We start from the raw sequence: 15,098 nt of genomic DNA on the forward strand, positions 1-15,098 counted from the left end.
GTCGCGGGGGTCGCCGAGGCCGGGCTGATCGAGGCCGGGCTCACCGGCGCCGGGCTCGGCGCGGTGGCGGGCGGCTCGCTCGCGGCCGCCTCGTCGGCCGGGGCCGCGTCCGGCGTCGCGTCGCCCGCTGCCGTGTCGTCGGTCGTGTCGTCCGCGGTCGCCTCGGGGGCGGTCTCGGCGGGTGCCCCGGCCGGGGCCGTCGTCTCGGTGGCGGTGGTGTCGACCGGCGCGGCGGCGGGGGCCGCGTCCGGGGTCGCGGTGGTGCCGTCCTCGGCCGCCACCTCGGCGCTCTCGTTGTTGTCGATCATACCCGGCTCCTCCCGCCTGCGTTGCCCGCGTACCCCGCGGGCGCCCCGCTCGCGCGGGGCCCAGCACTGTGCGTACGGCCCACGGGCCGTGCGGCTCTGGCGTACCCGGGCGCATTCAAACAGGTCAGGACGCGCCAGGGTACTTCGAGAGCCGCTGTGGTCATCATGGTGCCGTAAATCGTCCATCCGTGGGCTGCGGCGGCCAAGATAGTTCGACGGACAGTAACCTCGCCACCGTGATCTCGTGTGTCGCGGTGCTGCCGCAGCCGCCCCTCGTCGTCCCGGAACTGGTCGGTGGGGACGACCCGCGGGCGGCCGTCGTGCGCGCGGCGTGCGTCGAGGCGGCGAAGGCGCTGGCCGACAGCTCACCGCACTGGCTCGCCGTCGGCGCGCACCCCACCGCCGCGTGCTTCGACGCGGGGGTGTCGGGCACCTTCCGCGGTTTCGGCGTCGACGTCCCGGTCTCCCTCTCCCGGGTGAACCACACCGCGCCGGACCCGGAGCTGCCGCTGCCGGTCCTGGTCGCGGCCTGGCTGCGCGGCCAAGCGGACGCCGAGGACGTCGGCGTGCGGCTGGTCGCCGCCGACCTGGACCCCGCCCGCTGCGCCCACGACGGCGCCGCGCTGGCGGGAGACCTGGCCGGACCCGACCCGGTGGGCCTGCTGGTCCTCGGCGACGGCTCGCACCGCCACGGCGACCACGCGGTCGGCAGGCCGGACGAGCGGGCCGCCGACTTCGACGCCGCGGTCTCCCGCGCCTTGGCCGCGGCCGACCTCGACGCCCTCGACCGGCTCGACGCGCGGCTGGCCACCGAGCTGGGCGCGGTCGGCCGCGCCCCGTGGCAGGTGCTGGCCGCCGCCGTGCGCGCCGACGGCAGGCGCTGGCGCGGCACCCACTCGCGCACCCTCGTGCCCTTCGGGGTCGCCTACCACGTGGCCGTCTGGGCGCCGGTGACCGGATGAGCACCGCCCTGGCCCTGGTCGGACCGACCGCCACCGGCAAGTCCGACCTGGGTGTCGAGCTGGCCGAGCGCCTCGGCGGCGAGGTGGTCAACGCCGACGCCATGCAGCTCTACCGCGGCCTGGACATCGGCACCGCCAAGATCACCCCGGCCGAGCGGCGCGGGGTGCCGCACCACCAGCTCGACGTCCTCGACGTCACCGAGACCGCGTCCGTGGCCGCCTACCAGCGGCACGCGCGCGCGGCCGTCGAGGACGTGCTCGCCCGCGGCCGGGTGCCCATCCTGGTCGGCGGCTCCGGCCTCTACGTCCAGGCCGTCGTCGACGACCTGCGCTTCCCGGGCACCGACCCGGCGGTGCGGGCCCGGCTGGAGGGTGAACTCGTCTCCGTCGGTGCCGAGGCGCTGCACCGCAGGCTCGGCGGCCTCGACCCGGTGGCCGCCGACGCGATCCTGCCCAGCAACGGCAGGCGGGTCGTGCGGGCGCTGGAGGTCATCGAGCTGACCGGCGAGCCGTTCTCGGCGACCATGCCGAAACCCGGGCCGCCCCGCTACGGCACGGTCCTGCTCGGCCTGGACCGCGACCCGGCCGAACTCGACGCCCGCGTCGACCTGCGGGTCGAGCGCATGTTCGCCGGGGGCCTGGTCGAGGAGGTCCGCGCGCTCGACGCCCGCGGCCTGCGGGAGGGCCGCACGGCCTCGCGCGCGCTGGGCTACCAGCAGGTCCTCGCCGCTCTCGACGAGGGCACCCCGATGGCCGCGGCCGCCGAGGAGACCGCCCGCGCCACCCGCCGGTTCGTCCGCAGGCAGCGCTCCTGGTTCCGCCGCGACCGTCGCATCACCTGGCTCGACGCCGCCCGCCCCGACCTGGCCGCCGCCGCACTCGCCGCCGCCCGGCCGTAACCTGGTGCCGTGGCGATCGAGTTCCGCAAGGGGCACGGCACCGAGAACGACTTCGTGCTGCTGCCCGACCCCGACGGCGACCTGGACCTGACCGAGGCGAGGGTGCGCGCCCTGTGCGACCGCAGCCGGGGCCTCGGCGCCGACGGCGTCCTGCGCGTCGTCCGCACCAAGGCCCTGCCCGACGCCCCCGAGGGCATCGACGGCGACGTCTGGTTCATGGACTACCGCAACGCCGACGGCTCCCTCGCCGAGATGTGCGGCAACGGCGTCCGCGTCTTCGCCCGCCACCTCAGCGACCAAGGCCTGGCCGACGGCCCGGTGGTCCCGGTCGGCACCCGCGCGGGCCTGCGCCCGGCCACCATCCGCCCCGACGGGCAGGTGACCGTCGACATGGGACCGGTGCGCCGCACCGGCCGCTCCGCCACCACGGTCACCGGCCGCACCTACTCCGGCCTCGGCATCGACGTCGGCAACCCACACCTGGCCTGCGTCACCGAGGACGTGCCCACCCTGGACCTCACCACCCAGCCGGACTTCGACCGGGCGGCGTTCCCGAACGGCGTCAACCTGGAGTTCGTGCAACCCCTGGGCCCCGACGAGGTCCGGATGCGCGTGCACGAGCGCGGCGTCGGCGAGACCCGCTCCTGCGGCACCGGCACGGTCGCCGCCGCGGCTGCCGCACTGGAGGCCCAGGACCGCACCACCGGCACGGTCACCGTCCACATCCCCGGCGGCACGGTCACCGTCGAGATCACCGAGACCGGCAGCACCCTGACCGGCCCGGCCGTCTTCGTCGCCCAGGGCGAACTCGACCAGTCCTGGTGGGACGCCCAGGTCTGACCTGCGCGACCGAACCCACCGCCGGCCTCGCCACCGGTCCGGGCAGTTTCCGGGCTTCCCGCTGCGAACGCCCGCCGAAGATTCCCTAGGCCACCTCCTGCCCCGGGGTGTCGCGCATGCCGCGTAAAGGGGAGAACACCACCCACGCCGTGGCGGCCACCCACCCCACGACACCCACCCACAGGGTCGTGCGCACCCCCAGCCACTCGCCGAGCGCACCCCCGGCCAGCGCGCCCAACGGCAGCGTCCCCCACACGATGAACCGGATGCTGGCGTTCATCCGGCCGAGCAGGGCGTCCGGGCAGATCACCTGCCGGAAGCTGACCTGCGAGATGTTGTAGACCAGCACCCCGACGTTGACCACCACGTAGCCCGCCACCGCCACCACCAGCGGCCACCCCGGCGCCGCCAGCGGGATGAGCAGGCTGAACGGCATGGTGACGACAAGGCTGAGCCAGATCGCCCGCGCACCCCCGATCCGCCTGCCCACCCGACCGGCGATGAGGGCACCCAGCAACCCGCCCGCCGATTCCAGGCCCACGACCACACCGACCGCCCCCGCCGACAGGCCCACCACCTGGGTCAGGAAGAGCAGGTGGACCGCGGTCACCACGCCGTTGAAGAAGTTCGACGTGCCGGTGCACCCCACGATGGCGACCAGCAGTCGGTTGCCGAGCACGAACCGCAGCCCCTCCACCACCTCCGCGCGCAGGTCCGGCTTCCCCGGCCGCCGGACCACGGTCTCCTCCAACCGGATCCGGGACAGGAACAGCGCCGAGGCCAGGTAGCCGAAGCAGGTCGTGACCAGTGCCGCCGCCGCGCTGAGCCACTGGACGAGCAGGCCGCCCAGCGCCGGACCGGCCAACCCGGCCACTGACTGGCTGGCCTGGAGCTTGGCGTTGCCCTCCACCAGGTGCGCCCGGCCGACCAGCGCGGGCAGGTACGACTGGTAGCCCACGTCGAAGAACACCGTGCACAACCCGATTCCCAGGGCGACGACCACCAGGTGGGTCAGCGTCAGCACGCCGACCCAGGCCGCGATCGGCACGGTCAGCAGCAGCACCGCCCTGGCCAGGTCCATCCTGATCATCATCGGCCGCTTGCGCATCCGGTCCACCCACGCCCCGGCGGGCAGCCCGACCAGCAGGAAGGCCGCGTTCTCCGCCGCGGTCAGCACCCCCATCTCACCCGGGGTCACCTGCAGCACGGCGATCGCCAGCAGCGGTAGCACGAGGTTGCCGATCGACGTGCCGAACTGGGCGATCGTGTCGCCCGCCCAAAGCCGTCGGAAGCCCTGGTGCCCGCGGAGGGTGGTGGTCATGGCGAAGAGGTTCCCCCGACTGATTGGAAACTGTCAATCGGTCTGTCCACAGCCCTAGGCTGGGCAGGTGACGGAACGAGCGCGCAGGCCTGCCACCCCGGAGGAGATGCAGGTCCTGGGGTCGGCGGTGCGGCTGCGCATCCTCCGGTTGACCCACCAACGCCCGCTGACCAACAAGGAGATCGCCCAGCGGATCGACCGCGACCCGGCCACGACCCTGCACCACGTGCGCAGGCTCCACGCCGCGGGCTTCCTGGAGGCCCTCCCCGAGCGCCGCGGCACCCGGGGTGCCAAGGAGATCCCGTACCGGTCGACCGAGCTGTCCTGGCAGTTGCGGCTGCCCCGTGAGGACGTGGGCGTGGCGGAGGCGATGTTGCAGGCCTACCTGGGTGAGGTGACCGAGGTGGGGATCGCCTCCGTCGACCAGTCCCGCCTGGTCGTGCAGGTCGACGCGGAGACCCGCGCGGAGCTGGCGGTACGGGTCGGGGAGCTGCTGGAGGAGTTCGCCCGGCGCACCCCGCGCCCGGGCGCGGAGCGGACCGCCGTCTACGTCGCGCTCTACCCCGGTGGGTAACCAGGTCGAAATGGGAGCGCCATCGTGGGAAGATGGAGGTACGGCCCCTCGCGGGGCAGGCATGGCAACCGACACGAAGGACGGGTTCACCACGTGACTGAGGAAAGCATCCAGCGCGACATCCACGGCGACGGGACCGGTCCGGCTGAGCTCTCCCTCGGTGAACTCGAACTCGAGGAGCGCTCGTCGCTCCGGCGCGTCGTCGGACTCTCCACCGAACTCGAAGACATCACCGAGGTCGAGTACCGCCAGTTGCGGCTGGAGCGGGTCGTCTTGGTCGGCGTGTGGACCGAGGGCACGGCCCTGGAGTCCGAGTCGTCGCTGGCCGAGCTGGCCCGACTCGCCGAGACGGCGGGCTCGGAGGTCCTCGACGGCCTGGTGCAGCGGCGCGACCGGCCGGACCCGGCGACCTACATCGGCTCCGGCAAGGTCACCGAGCTGGCCGACGTCGTCCGCGCGACCGGCGCCGACACGGTGATCTGCGACGGTGAGCTGTCGCCGTCGCAACTGCAGCAGCTCGAGACCCGGCTCAAGGTCAAGGTCGTCGACCGCACCGCACTCATCCTGGACATCTTCGCCCAGCACGCCCGCTCGCGGGAGGGCAAGGCCCAGGTGGAGCTGGCCCAACTGCAGTACCTGCTGCCCCGGCTGCGCGGCTGGGGCGCCACCCTGTCCCGGCAGGCCGGTGGCCGGGCGGGCGGCGGCAACGGCGGCGTGGGTCTGCGCGGTCCCGGTGAGACCAAGATCGAGACCGACCGGCGCCGGATCCGGAACAAGATCTCCAAGCTGCGCAAGGACATCAAGGAGATGTCCGCCTTCCGCGACACCAAGCGCAGCCGCCGGGTGGCCAACGACGTGCCCAGCGTGGCCATCGCCGGCTACACCAACGCGGGCAAGTCGAGCCTGCTCAACGCGCTGACCGGCGCGGGGGTGCTGGTGGAGGACGCGCTGTTCGCCACCCTCGACGCGACCACCCGGCGCACCGAGACCGCCGAGGGCAACGTCTACACCCTCACCGACACCGTCGGCTTCGTCCGGCACCTGCCGCACCAGCTCGTCGAGGCGTTCCGCTCGACGCTGGACGAGGTCGCCGACGCGGACCTGGTCGTGCACGTCGTCGACGGCGCCGACCCGATGCCGGAGTGGCAGGTCACCGCCGTGCGCGAGGTGCTCAACGACATCGGCGACCGCCGCGACACGCGGATGCCGCCGGAGCTGGTGGTGGTCAACAAGGTCGACGCGAGCACCGAGATCGCGCTGGCCCGGCTGCGGCACCTGCTGCCCGGCGCGGTGTTCGTCTCCGCGCGGACCGGGCAGGGCATCGACGATCTGCGCGAGCGGATCGCCGAGCTCATCCCGCGGCCCGACGTCGAGGTCGACGTCCTCGTCCCCTACGACCGGGGCGAGGTCGTGGCCCGGGTCCACCGGGAGGGCGAGGTGCTCGACGAGCGGCACACCGAGACGGGCACGGCGCTGCACGCCAAGGTCAAGCCCGACCTCGCGGGAGCGCTGGAGCGCTTCGCGGTCAACGGCTCGTCGGCCTGACCCCGGCGGTGCGACCCGCGTCGACCCCGGTGCGGGCTGTGCTCGTCGCCCTGGCCACCACGGCACTCGCCGTGCTCTGGCCCGCGGTGGCGTCCGCGCAGCCCGCGCCGGTCGACGCCTGCGTGATGAACGACAAGCGGCTCAACGAGCTGTCCGGGCTCGTGTCCGACGGGGAGAACTGGTACGCGGTCAACGACGGTGGCACCAAGTCGACCGTCTACGTCCTCAGCCGCGAGACCTGCAAGGTCCAAGACGTCATCAGCGGCCCCGTGGACCCGTTCGACGTCGAGGACCTCGCGCGCGGCGCGGACGGCACGTTCTGGTTGTCCGACACCGGTGACAACGGCGGCAAGCGCGAGACGGTGGCGCTCATCGCCCTCACGCCCGGCGGCAAGGCCACCCTCCACCGACTGACCTACCCGGACGGTGCGCACGACACCGAGACGCTGCTCGTGGACAAGAACGGCGTCCCGTACCTGGTGGCCAAGAGCCCGTTCGGCGTCTCCGACGTCTACCGGCCCAAGGGTCCGCTGAGCAGCCCGGGACCGACCGTGCTGGAACACCTCGGGTCCGTGCAGATCGAGGGGACCGACACCAAGGGTGGACCCGTCAACCCGATCATCGGCTCGATGGCCGTGACCGGGGGGTCGGTCAGCGCCGACGGGAACCTCGTCGCCCTGCGCACCTACACCGACGCGTACGTCTTCTCGGCGCCCGGTGGTGACGTGGCCGCCGCGCTGTTGAAGGGCACAGCGGCTCGGATCCCGCTGGCGGGGGAGAAGCAGGGGGAGGCGATCGCGTTCCAACCGGACGGGTCGCTGGTCTCGGCGTCGGAGGGAGTCGGTCAGCCGATCCGGGTGGTCCCGGGCGCGGCGGCGCTCGCGCCCGCCGCGGGCGGGGGGTCCACAACGGCACCGAAGAGCAGCGAGGGTGCCGCGGCTGCCGCAGACGGGGTGCAGGCGGTGGCGAGCGAGGACAACGGGTTGTCGACGCTCCCGGCGCTCGGGGTGACCGCCGTGGCCGTCGGCGGCATCCTCTTCGTCATGCACCGGCGGGCGGTTCGGCGCTCGTAGGCGGGCAAGGTCCACTCGGGCAGCGGCACGACTGGGGGCCTGCGGTGTCCGGGTGACCGCAGGCCCCCAGGTGTCAGAGCCTGCGCAGCACCGCGACGACCTTGCCCAGGATGGTGGCCTCGTCACCGGGGATGGGGTCGTAGGCGTCGTTGTGCGGGAGCAGCCACACGTGGCCGTCCTCGCGGCGCTTGAAGGTCTTCACCGTGGCTTCGCCGTCGATCATGGCGGCGACGATCTCGCCGTTGTCCGCGGTCGGCTGCTGGCGCACCACGACCCAGTCGTCGTTGGCGATGGCGGCGTTGATCATCGAATCGCCCGCGACCTTGAGCATGAACAGCGAACCCTCGCCGACCAGCTCCTTGGGGAGCGGGAACACGTCCTCGATGGCCTGCTCGGCCAGGATCGGGCCACCGGCGGCGATCCGGCCGAGGACCGGTACGTAGGCGGGCACCGGGCCCTGGTCGGCCTGCTCGATGAGCACCGGGGCGACCTGCTCGCCGCGCAGCCGCGCCTGGCCCGCGTCCGCGGGGAGCACCCCGATCGCTCGCGGGCGGTTCGGGTCGCGGCGCAGGTAGCCCTTCTCCTCCAGCGCGCGCAGTTGGTAGGCGACGGAGGAGGTGGAGGTCAGACCGACGGCCTCACCGATCTCGCGCACGCTGGGCGGGTAGCCGAAGCGCTGGACCCAGGACCGGATGACCTCCAGCACCTGGCGCTGGCGCAGCGGCAGCTCCACGCCGTCGGGCGTCTGGTCGAGCTCGGGGAAGCTGCGCACGTTGCCCCCCGCCAACGGCTTCCTCTTCGGCGCCCCCGAGGGCTTCCGACCACCTGTGCCTGCCACTGCTGTGCCTCCCGTGCGTACCGGCGCGGCATCGCGCGCCGGGCTGAGTCCGAGCCGATCGCCGGTCGATCAACTGTCGATCATCTCCGAACCCGACGGTAGTCCGCCGACCTGCGGAGATCAAACACCTGTTCGAGCGACACGCCGGGCGGGTCTGGAATTCCACCGGTTCCGGGTGGTAGACATTCGCACGGACGTTCGATCGAACGACAGTTCGAGGAGGCAGCGATGGCGGCAGCGCCTGCGGCTGAGTCGGTCATCCCCGCCGGCGGGGAGTACGCGCAGCTCACCACCCCTGCGCGGACCATACCGGTGCCGCCGCTCGACCGCCCCGCGCGCCGCTCGGGGCAGGGTCGGCTGCGCCCGCCGACGCGCAGGCGGGCGGTCGGTGCGCCGCGCGTGGTGGCACCGGCCCGCTGTGCCCGGCGGGGACCCGTGCCGGTCCCCGTGCTGCTCGGCCTCGCCTCCCTCGCCGCCGCCGCGGTCTACGGCCTCGGCCTGTTCGCGGGTTCGGTCGCGGGCGGCGCGGACGTCCCGGTGACGACCACGGTGGTCCGCGTGCAGCCCGGGGAGGGCTTGTCGGACGTGGCCGCGCGGATGGCCCCCGGCAGCGACAACGCCGCCGTGGTCGCCAGGATCCGGGAGTTGAACCGGCTGCCCGACAGCTCCCTGCGGTCCGGCCAGCCGCTCACGGTCCCGTTCTCGCGCTGACCCGTTCCCACTTCGGTCGACCGCGGTGTCGACGCTCCCGCGACCTGGCATGATCATGCCCACTCGCGCGGGCCGGGGTGGCCGGGGTCACTCCTCGGTGTATTCACGGTCCGTGGTCGGCGATGCGGGACTGTCCGCTGTCGGTCGATGACCGCTTCGGGTGTGTTGGCAGGTCGCCGCCGGGTACCGCGGCGTCGAGGCCTCGTACCGGTGACTCCCGGGCCCCTGCATGCCCTGGTCGAGTCACGCGTGGTAGCGGATTTCCCGGGAACACGGCGGCGCGCCAATTTGTCTTCTCTGGTGGTGCCCTCTACTGTCCACCACAACATCTGGTAGTTACACCCCTGTAAGTAGTCCACAGGTTGTGGCAGTTGTACACAGGGTTGTCCACAGATTGATCACCATCCGTGGTCGTGGTGGCCGGGTGCAGGGACAGGGAAAAGGGGTAGGCCGGTGCGGTGTCCGTTCTGTCGTCACGCCGACTCGCGGGTCGTGGACTCGCGGGAGGTCGACGACGGCCAGGTGATCCGGCGCAGGAGGTCGTGCCCCGAGTGCGGGCGCAGGTTCACCACGGTCGAGGAGGCGATCCTCGCCGTGGTCAAGCGCTCCGGGGTGACCGAGCCGTTCAGCCGCGACAAGGTCGTGCGCGGCGTGGCCCGGGCCTGCCAGGGGCGGCCGGTCAACGAGGACCAGCTCCAGTTGCTCGCGCAGAAGGTCGAGGAGACCATCCGCGCCACCGGCAGCGCGGAGATCCCCAGTCACGAGGTGGGCCTGGCGATCCTGGGCCCGCTGCGCGAACTCGACGGGGTGGCGTACCTGCGCTTCGCCAGCGTGTACCGGTCTTTCTCCTCGGTGGAGGACTTCGAGAAGGAGATCGCCGACCTCCGCGCCGCCATGGCGGACGGGGCGGCGGAACAGGATGAGCAGTAGGCGGCAGACGAGGCGACGGCGCTCGGCGCCGCCCCACCCCCGCGGCGGGAACACCAGCGGGGACCACAGCAAGAGCACGGGGTCGCAGCGGACGGCGAGCACGGCCGTGGCCACAGCACAGCAGCGGACTGACGAACGAGAGGGAACGGTCATGACCGAGACCGTCGAGACCACGGCCGAGCGCGGCGGGGCGCCGCGCGAGCGGCTGCGCGTGCAGCGCGTCCACACCACCGAGGGAGTGCACCCCTACGACGAGGTGACCTGGGAGCACCGCGACGTCGTGATGACGAACTGGCGCGACGGCACGGTGAACTTCGAGCAGCGCGGCGTCGAGTTCCCGGACTTCTGGTCGGTCAACGCCACGAACATCGTCACCAGCAAGTACTTCCGCGGCGCCGCGGGCAGCGCGGCGCGCGAGAACTCCCTGCGCAGGCTGATCGACCGCGTGGTCGGCAAGTACGTCGCCGCGGGCATCGAGCACGGCTACTTCCAGTCCGGTCAGGACGCCGAGATCTTCGAGCACGAGCTGACCTGGATGCTGCTGCACCAGGTGTTCAGCTTCAACTCCCCGGTGTGGTTCAACGTCGGCACGTCCTCGCCGCAGCAGGTCAGCGCCTGCTTCATCCTCGCGGTGGACGACACGATGGACTCGATCCTCAACTGGTACAAGGAAGAGGGCCTGATCTTCAAGGGCGGTTCCGGCGCGGGCCTGAACCTGTCCCGGATCCGCTCGTCGAAGGAGCTGCTGTCCTCCGGCGGCACCGCCTCCGGCCCGGTCTCGTTCATGCGCGGCGCCGACGCGTCCGCGGGCACCATCAAGTCCGGCGGCGCCACCCGGCGCGCGGCGAAGATGGTCGTGCTCGACGTGGACCACCCCGACGTCGAGGAGTTCATCGAGACCAAGGCCAAGGAGGAGAAGAAGATCCGCGTGCTGCGCGACGCGGGCTTCGACATGGACCTGGGCGGCTCCGACATCACCTCGGTGCAGTACCAGAACGCCAACAACTCCATCCGCGTGTCCGACGAGTTCATGCACGCGGTCGAGTCCGGCGGCCAGTTCGGCCTCCGCTCGCGCACCACCGGCGAGATCATCGAGCAGGTCGACGCCAAGTCCCTGTTCGGCAAGCTGGCCAAGGCCGCCTGGGAGTGCGCCGACCCCGGCATCCAGTACGACGACACCATCAACGCCTGGCACACCTGCCCGGAGTCGGGCCGCATCACCGCGTCCAACCCGTGCAGCGAGTACATGCACCTGGACAACTCCAGTTGCAACCTGGCGTCGCTGAACCTGATGAAGTTCCTCGGCGACGACGGCGTCTTCCAGGCCGAGCGGTTCGCCAAGGCCGTCGAGATCATCATCACCGCGATGGACATCTCGATCTGCTTCGCCGACTTCCCGACCGAGCCGATCGCCGACACCACCCGCAAGTTCCGCCAGCTCGGCATCGGCTACGCCAACCTGGGCGCGCTGCTGATGGCCACCGGCCACGCCTACGACTCCGAGGGCGGCCGGGCGCTGGCCGCGGCCATCTCCTCGCTGATGACCGGCACCGCCTACCGCCGCTCCGCCGAGCTGGCGGGTGTCGTCGGCCCGTACGAGGGCTACGCCCGCAACGCCGACGCCCACCAGCGGGTCATGCGCAAGCACGCCGCCGCCAACGACCTCATCCGCACCTACGACCACCTCGACTCCGAGGTGCAGCGGATCGCCACCCGCGAGTGGCAGAACGCGCTGCTCATCGGCGCGGCCAACGGCTGGCGCAACGCGCAGGCCAGCGTGCTCGCCCCCACCGGCACCATCGGCCTGATGATGGACTGCGACACCACCGGTGTGGAGCCCGACCTGGCGCTGGTCAAGTTCAAGAAGCTGGTCGGCGGCGGCTCGATGCAGATCGTCAACCAGACCGTGCCGCGCGCCCTCAAGGCCCTGGGCTACCAGGACGAGCAGGTCGAGGCCATCGTCGAGTTCATCGCCGAGCACGGCCACGTGGTCGACGCCCCCGGCCTGCGCCGCGAGCACTACGAGGTGTTCGACTGCGCGATGGGCGAGCGCTCCATCGCCCCGCTGGGCCACGTCCGGATGATGGCCGCGGTGCAGCCGTTCATGTCCGGCGCCATCTCCAAGACGGTCAACATGCCGGAGTCGGCCACCGTCGAGGAGGTCGAGGACATCTACTTCCAGGGCTGGAAGATGGGCATCAAGGCCCTCGCCATCTACCGCGACAACTGCAAGGTCGGCCAGCCCCTGTCGGCGGGCAAGGGCAACGCGGCGTCGGCGAAGGCCGAGCCGGAGAAGGTCATCGAGTACCGGCCGGTCCGCAAGCGCCTGCCCAAGAAGCGCCCCAGCCAGACGGTCTCGTTCACCGTCGGCGGTGCCGAGGGCTACCTGCACGCGGGGTCCTACCCGGACGACGGCCTGGGCGAGATCTTCGTCAAGCTGGGCAAGCAGGGTTCCACCCTGGCGGGTGTGATGGACGCCTTCTCCATGTCCATCTCGGTCGGCCTGCAGTACGGGATCCCGCTGGAGTTCTACGTCTCGAAGTTCCAGAACCTCCGCTTCGAGCCCGCGGGCATGACCGACGACCCGGACGTCCGCATCGCCACCAGCGTCCTGGACTACCTGTTCCGCAGGCTCGCCCTGGACTACCTGCCGTACGAGAGCCGCGCCCAGCTCGGCATCTTCACCGCCGACGAGCGCTCCGCCCAGGTCGCCGTGGACTACGCCCCCGGCTCCGAGGTCGACCTCGAAGCCCTCCGCACCACGGTCGACGCCACCCCGACGACCGAGGTCGAGGCCAAGCCCACCGCGGCCCACAGCTCCACCGAGCTGCTGGAACTGCACCTGGGCAAGGCGGCCGACGCCCCGCTGTGCATGACCTGCGGCACGAAGATGCGCCCCGCGGGCTCCTGCTACGTCTGCGAGGGCTGCGGCTCCACCTCCGGCTGCAGCTGATCTGTGACGGTTCCGGCGGGGGAGGGCACATCGCCCTCCCCCGCCGGATTTCGTTTGTCCGGGCCTGCTCGGCCCGGGGACACTGGCCCGGTGGAGGGTTACGTCCTGGCTGGATACGTGGTCGCGGATCCGGTGGTGGGTGCCGACTGGGTGGATCGCGCCCTGGTGGGCCGTGAGATCACGTCGGTGAGCAACTGCCTGGTCGACGTGCGGGAGCTCGACGAGTGGTCCGCTTCGCCGGTGGGGGCGGAGGTGGCGGGCGAACTCGTGCGCAGGTACCCGGGCACCCGGGTCCTCGCGGTCGGGGTCGCCGATGCCGACGTCGACGGGCTGGTGGAGGACTTGGACGAGGCGTGCTGGGACCCCGACCTGCGGGACCGGCTCCGGCGGCGGGCACCGTTCCTGGCCGGGGCGCCGTTGGGGTTCGAGCCGGTCGGGCCCGACGGCGGGTCCTTCCACACCTGGCTGTGCCTGGGTGGTCTGGTCGACTCCGCGCGGCAGGTGGTGGGTGTGGAACCGGGGCGCCACGGCCTGGTCCAGGACGAGGGGCGGGCCAGGGCCGCCGCGGCGCACCTCACCGAGGCGTTCCCGTACGAGCACGAGGTCGCCCGGTGGTTCGCGCTGGTGCTGGCCGGGGTGGAACCGGGCTCGCTCGGGTGATGGTTCACCGGCTGCCGCGGTGGTTGGCGTGTGGTTCCCGGTGTGTGCGCAGATCCGGGGTGTCGCAGCGGGATGTCGGTCCCCGGTGCCAGGATGGGTGTCCGTCAGCACTCGAAACCCCGGAGGTGTCCCGTGACCGCGAGCCTGGCCATGGTCAGCCTGGACTGTCCCGACCCGCAGGCTCTCGCCGTGTTCTACAGCGAGTTGCTCGGGTGGAAGGTCGCGCACAGCGAGGAGCAGTACGCGATGATCACCGGCGAGGGCGCCCCGATCGGCTTCGGCCGGGTCGAGGGGTACGTCGCGCCGCAGTGGTCGGCCGACAGCCCGGACGCCAAGCGCTACCACCTGGACTTCTACGTCGACGACCTCGACACGGCCGAGGCCAGGGCCCTGGAACTGGGGGCGGCGAAGCCCGAGTTCCAGCCCGGTGAGACCTGGCGGGTCCTGCTCGACCCGGCCGGTCACCCGTTCTGCCTCTGCGTCCAGAGCGGCTGACCGTAGACTCGGCGGCGGATCGGGGAACCTGACGCTGGGGTGGTCATGAACAGTCCTCCGGAGCGCCGCAACTCACCGGTCGTGCTGGTGGCCGTGCTGGTCACCGTGATGGTCGGGGCGCTGCTGATCGCCGTGGTGGGCCGGGTGGTGTCGCGCGGCCTCACCACGGTCGTGCCGGGGACGGCGCTGGCGGTGGGGGAGGACGGCCCCGGCGCCCGCAACCGGGCAGGCGCGGTCACCCCCGAGGAGGTCGCCGCCAACCCACTGCTGAGCCCCGGCGCCACCCTGCCCGCCGTCGACTGCGCGCTGCCCGTCTTCAGCACCGGCCCCGACCAGCTACGGGCCTACTACCTGGCGGGCATCCGCTGCCTCGACGAGGCGTGGCGCCCCGCCCTGCGCGCCACCGGCCTGCCGTTCACCGCCCCATACCTCAACGTCAGCGACCGCCCCTCGGCGAAGTGCGGCTTCGCCCCGGCCGAGGACGAGGCCACCGCCTTCTACTGCCCCCGCGACACCACCATCTACATGCCCCGGACGCGCCTGCTGCGCGACGCGGGCCCGGAACCCGCCTACCACCTGGCCGTCCTGGCCCACGAGTACGGCCACCACGTCCAGTCGCTCAGCGGCATCCTCGACGACTCCGCGAAACTGGAGTCCGGTGTGGACGAGGCCGAGGTCCTCCGCCTGAGCAGGCGCACCGAACTGCAGGCCAACTGCTTCGCGGGTCTGTTCCTCGCCGCCGCCATCGGCCGCGCCGCGATCACCACGACCCTCGGCGACGAAGCCCTCCGCAGCTTCGCCGACACCTCCGGCACCGACACCCACGGCGCCCCCGACACCCAGGCCCGCTGGGCCACCCGGGGCTTCGAAGGCCGCAACACCAACGCCTGCGACACCTGGACCGCCCCCAACGCCGAGGTCAACTAGCGGGACGGGACACCAGCGGGCACCAAGCCGAACCCGGCGCCGCCCGCCCACGCCGGAGCACC

Annotated in this window: 14 protein-coding genes and 1 pseudogene; 12 read left to right on the top strand and 3 right to left on the bottom strand. The window is 72.3% G+C overall.

The features are described from left to right. A pseudogene (locus L6E12_RS19740) lies at positions 1 to 308 on the bottom strand (hypothetical protein); the annotation flags it as partial. A gap of 236 nt (positions 309 to 544) precedes the next feature. Between L6E12_RS19740 and L6E12_RS19745 the strand changes: the two are divergent. Genes L6E12_RS19745 through dapF form a run of 3 tightly spaced genes read left to right on the top strand, consistent with a single transcriptional unit; the run spans position 545 to position 3,009 of the window. After that, positions 545 to 1,270 (top strand): hypothetical protein, encoded by a 726-nt coding sequence (locus tag L6E12_RS19745; RefSeq protein ID WP_236229405.1) that lies wholly within the window; start codon positions 545 to 547, stop codon positions 1,268 to 1,270. Next, positions 1,267 to 2,169 (top strand): tRNA (adenosine(37)-N6)-dimethylallyltransferase MiaA, encoded by a 903-nt coding sequence (gene miaA, locus L6E12_RS19750; RefSeq protein ID WP_236229406.1) that lies wholly within the window; start codon positions 1,267 to 1,269, stop codon positions 2,167 to 2,169. Before L6E12_RS19745 ends, miaA begins: the two co-directional genes overlap by 4 nt. A gap of 9 nt (positions 2,170 to 2,178) precedes the next feature. After that, positions 2,179 to 3,009 carry a diaminopimelate epimerase gene (dapF, locus tag L6E12_RS19755; RefSeq protein WP_236229407.1) on the top strand — a complete coding sequence of 277 codons (831 nt, stop codon included), beginning with the start codon at positions 2,179 to 2,181 and terminating at the stop codon, positions 3,007 to 3,009. Positions 3,010 to 3,094: 85 nt separating this feature from the next. Here dapF and L6E12_RS19760 read toward each other — a convergent pair whose 3' ends face one another. Continuing rightward, on the bottom strand, positions 3,095 to 4,330 hold the full coding sequence (locus L6E12_RS19760; protein WP_236229408.1) for an MFS transporter: 1,236 nt from the start codon (positions 4,328 to 4,330) through the stop codon (positions 3,095 to 3,097). A 106-nt stretch (positions 4,331 to 4,436) separates the two neighbouring features. On the opposite strand from L6E12_RS19760, the gene L6E12_RS19765 reads away from it, so the two are divergent. The 3 genes from L6E12_RS19765 to L6E12_RS19775 all read left to right on the top strand — a co-directional run bounded on the left by L6E12_RS19765 (position 4,437) and on the right by L6E12_RS19775 (position 7,522). Then, on the top strand, positions 4,437 to 4,904 hold the full coding sequence (locus tag L6E12_RS19765; protein WP_236229485.1) for a transcriptional regulator: 468 nt from the start codon (positions 4,437 to 4,439) through the stop codon (positions 4,902 to 4,904). A 93-nt stretch (positions 4,905 to 4,997) separates the two neighbouring features. Continuing rightward, positions 4,998 to 6,449 carry a GTPase HflX gene (gene hflX, locus L6E12_RS19770; RefSeq protein WP_374201910.1) on the top strand — a complete coding sequence of 484 codons (1,452 nt, stop codon included), beginning with the start codon at positions 4,998 to 5,000 and terminating at the stop codon, positions 6,447 to 6,449. A gap of 8 nt (positions 6,450 to 6,457) precedes the next feature. Next, positions 6,458 to 7,522, top strand: a complete 1,065-nt coding sequence (locus L6E12_RS19775; RefSeq protein WP_374201911.1) for a hypothetical protein — start codon at positions 6,458 to 6,460, stop codon at positions 7,520 to 7,522. A 73-nt stretch (positions 7,523 to 7,595) separates the two neighbouring features. On the opposite strand, the gene lexA is transcribed toward L6E12_RS19775, so the two are convergent. Beyond that, positions 7,596 to 8,309 carry a transcriptional repressor LexA gene (gene lexA / locus L6E12_RS19780; protein ID WP_374201912.1) on the bottom strand — a complete coding sequence of 238 codons (714 nt, stop codon included), beginning with the start codon at positions 8,307 to 8,309 and terminating at the stop codon, positions 7,596 to 7,598. 279 nt (positions 8,310 to 8,588) lie between these two features. Between lexA and L6E12_RS19785 the strand changes: the two genes are divergently transcribed. The 6 genes from L6E12_RS19785 to L6E12_RS19810 all read left to right on the top strand — a co-directional run bounded on the left by L6E12_RS19785 (position 8,589) and on the right by L6E12_RS19810 (position 15,036). Next, positions 8,589 to 9,071 carry a LysM peptidoglycan-binding domain-containing protein gene (locus L6E12_RS19785; RefSeq protein ID WP_236229409.1) on the top strand — a complete coding sequence of 161 codons (483 nt, stop codon included), beginning with the start codon at positions 8,589 to 8,591 and terminating at the stop codon, positions 9,069 to 9,071. A 453-nt stretch (positions 9,072 to 9,524) separates the two neighbouring features. Further along, entirely contained in the window at positions 9,525 to 10,001 is a 477-nt protein-coding gene (gene nrdR / locus L6E12_RS19790; RefSeq protein ID WP_236229410.1) for a transcriptional regulator NrdR, read from the top strand. 151 nt (positions 10,002 to 10,152) lie between these two features. Next, on the top strand, positions 10,153 to 12,954 hold the full coding sequence (locus L6E12_RS19795; RefSeq protein WP_236229411.1) for a vitamin B12-dependent ribonucleotide reductase: 2,802 nt from the start codon (positions 10,153 to 10,155) through the stop codon (positions 12,952 to 12,954). A 90-nt stretch (positions 12,955 to 13,044) separates the two neighbouring features. Then, on the top strand, positions 13,045 to 13,614 hold the full coding sequence (locus L6E12_RS19800) for a hypothetical protein (RefSeq protein WP_236229412.1): 570 nt from the start codon (positions 13,045 to 13,047) through the stop codon (positions 13,612 to 13,614). A gap of 132 nt (positions 13,615 to 13,746) precedes the next feature. After that, a complete protein-coding gene (locus tag L6E12_RS19805) occupies positions 13,747 to 14,109 on the top strand; it encodes a VOC family protein (protein WP_236229413.1) in 363 nt (120 codons plus the stop codon). 45 nt (positions 14,110 to 14,154) lie between these two features. Beyond that, positions 14,155 to 15,036, top strand: a complete 882-nt coding sequence (locus tag L6E12_RS19810) for a neutral zinc metallopeptidase (protein WP_236229414.1) — start codon at positions 14,155 to 14,157, stop codon at positions 15,034 to 15,036. Positions 15,037 to 15,098: the final 62 nt, after the last annotated feature.

This window comes from Actinokineospora sp. PR83, from assembly GCF_021056305.1.
Taxonomy (GTDB): Bacteria; Actinomycetota; Actinomycetes; order Mycobacteriales; family Pseudonocardiaceae; genus Actinokineospora; species Actinokineospora spheciospongiae.

What these genes read in the sequence shown, in the direction of transcription:
- L6E12_RS19785 (WP_236229409.1), top strand. Translation starts at nt 8,589, where the DNA reads ATGGCGGCAGCGCCTGCGGCTGAGTCGGTCATCCCCGCCGGCGGGGAG.
- L6E12_RS19795 (WP_236229411.1), top strand. Translation starts at nt 10,153, where the DNA reads ATGACCGAGACCGTCGAGACCACGGCCGAGCGCGGCGGGGCGCCGCGC.
- L6E12_RS19810 (WP_236229414.1), top strand. Translation starts at nt 14,155, where the DNA reads ATGAACAGTCCTCCGGAGCGCCGCAACTCACCGGTCGTGCTGGTGGCC.
- miaA (WP_236229406.1), top strand. Translation starts at nt 1,267, where the DNA reads ATGAGCACCGCCCTGGCCCTGGTCGGACCGACCGCCACCGGCAAGTCC.
- L6E12_RS19760 (WP_236229408.1), bottom strand. Translation starts at nt 4,330, where the DNA reads ATGACCACCACCCTCCGCGGGCACCAGGGCTTCCGACGGCTTTGGGCG.
- L6E12_RS19765 (WP_236229485.1), top strand. Translation starts at nt 4,437, where the DNA reads ATGCAGGTCCTGGGGTCGGCGGTGCGGCTGCGCATCCTCCGGTTGACC.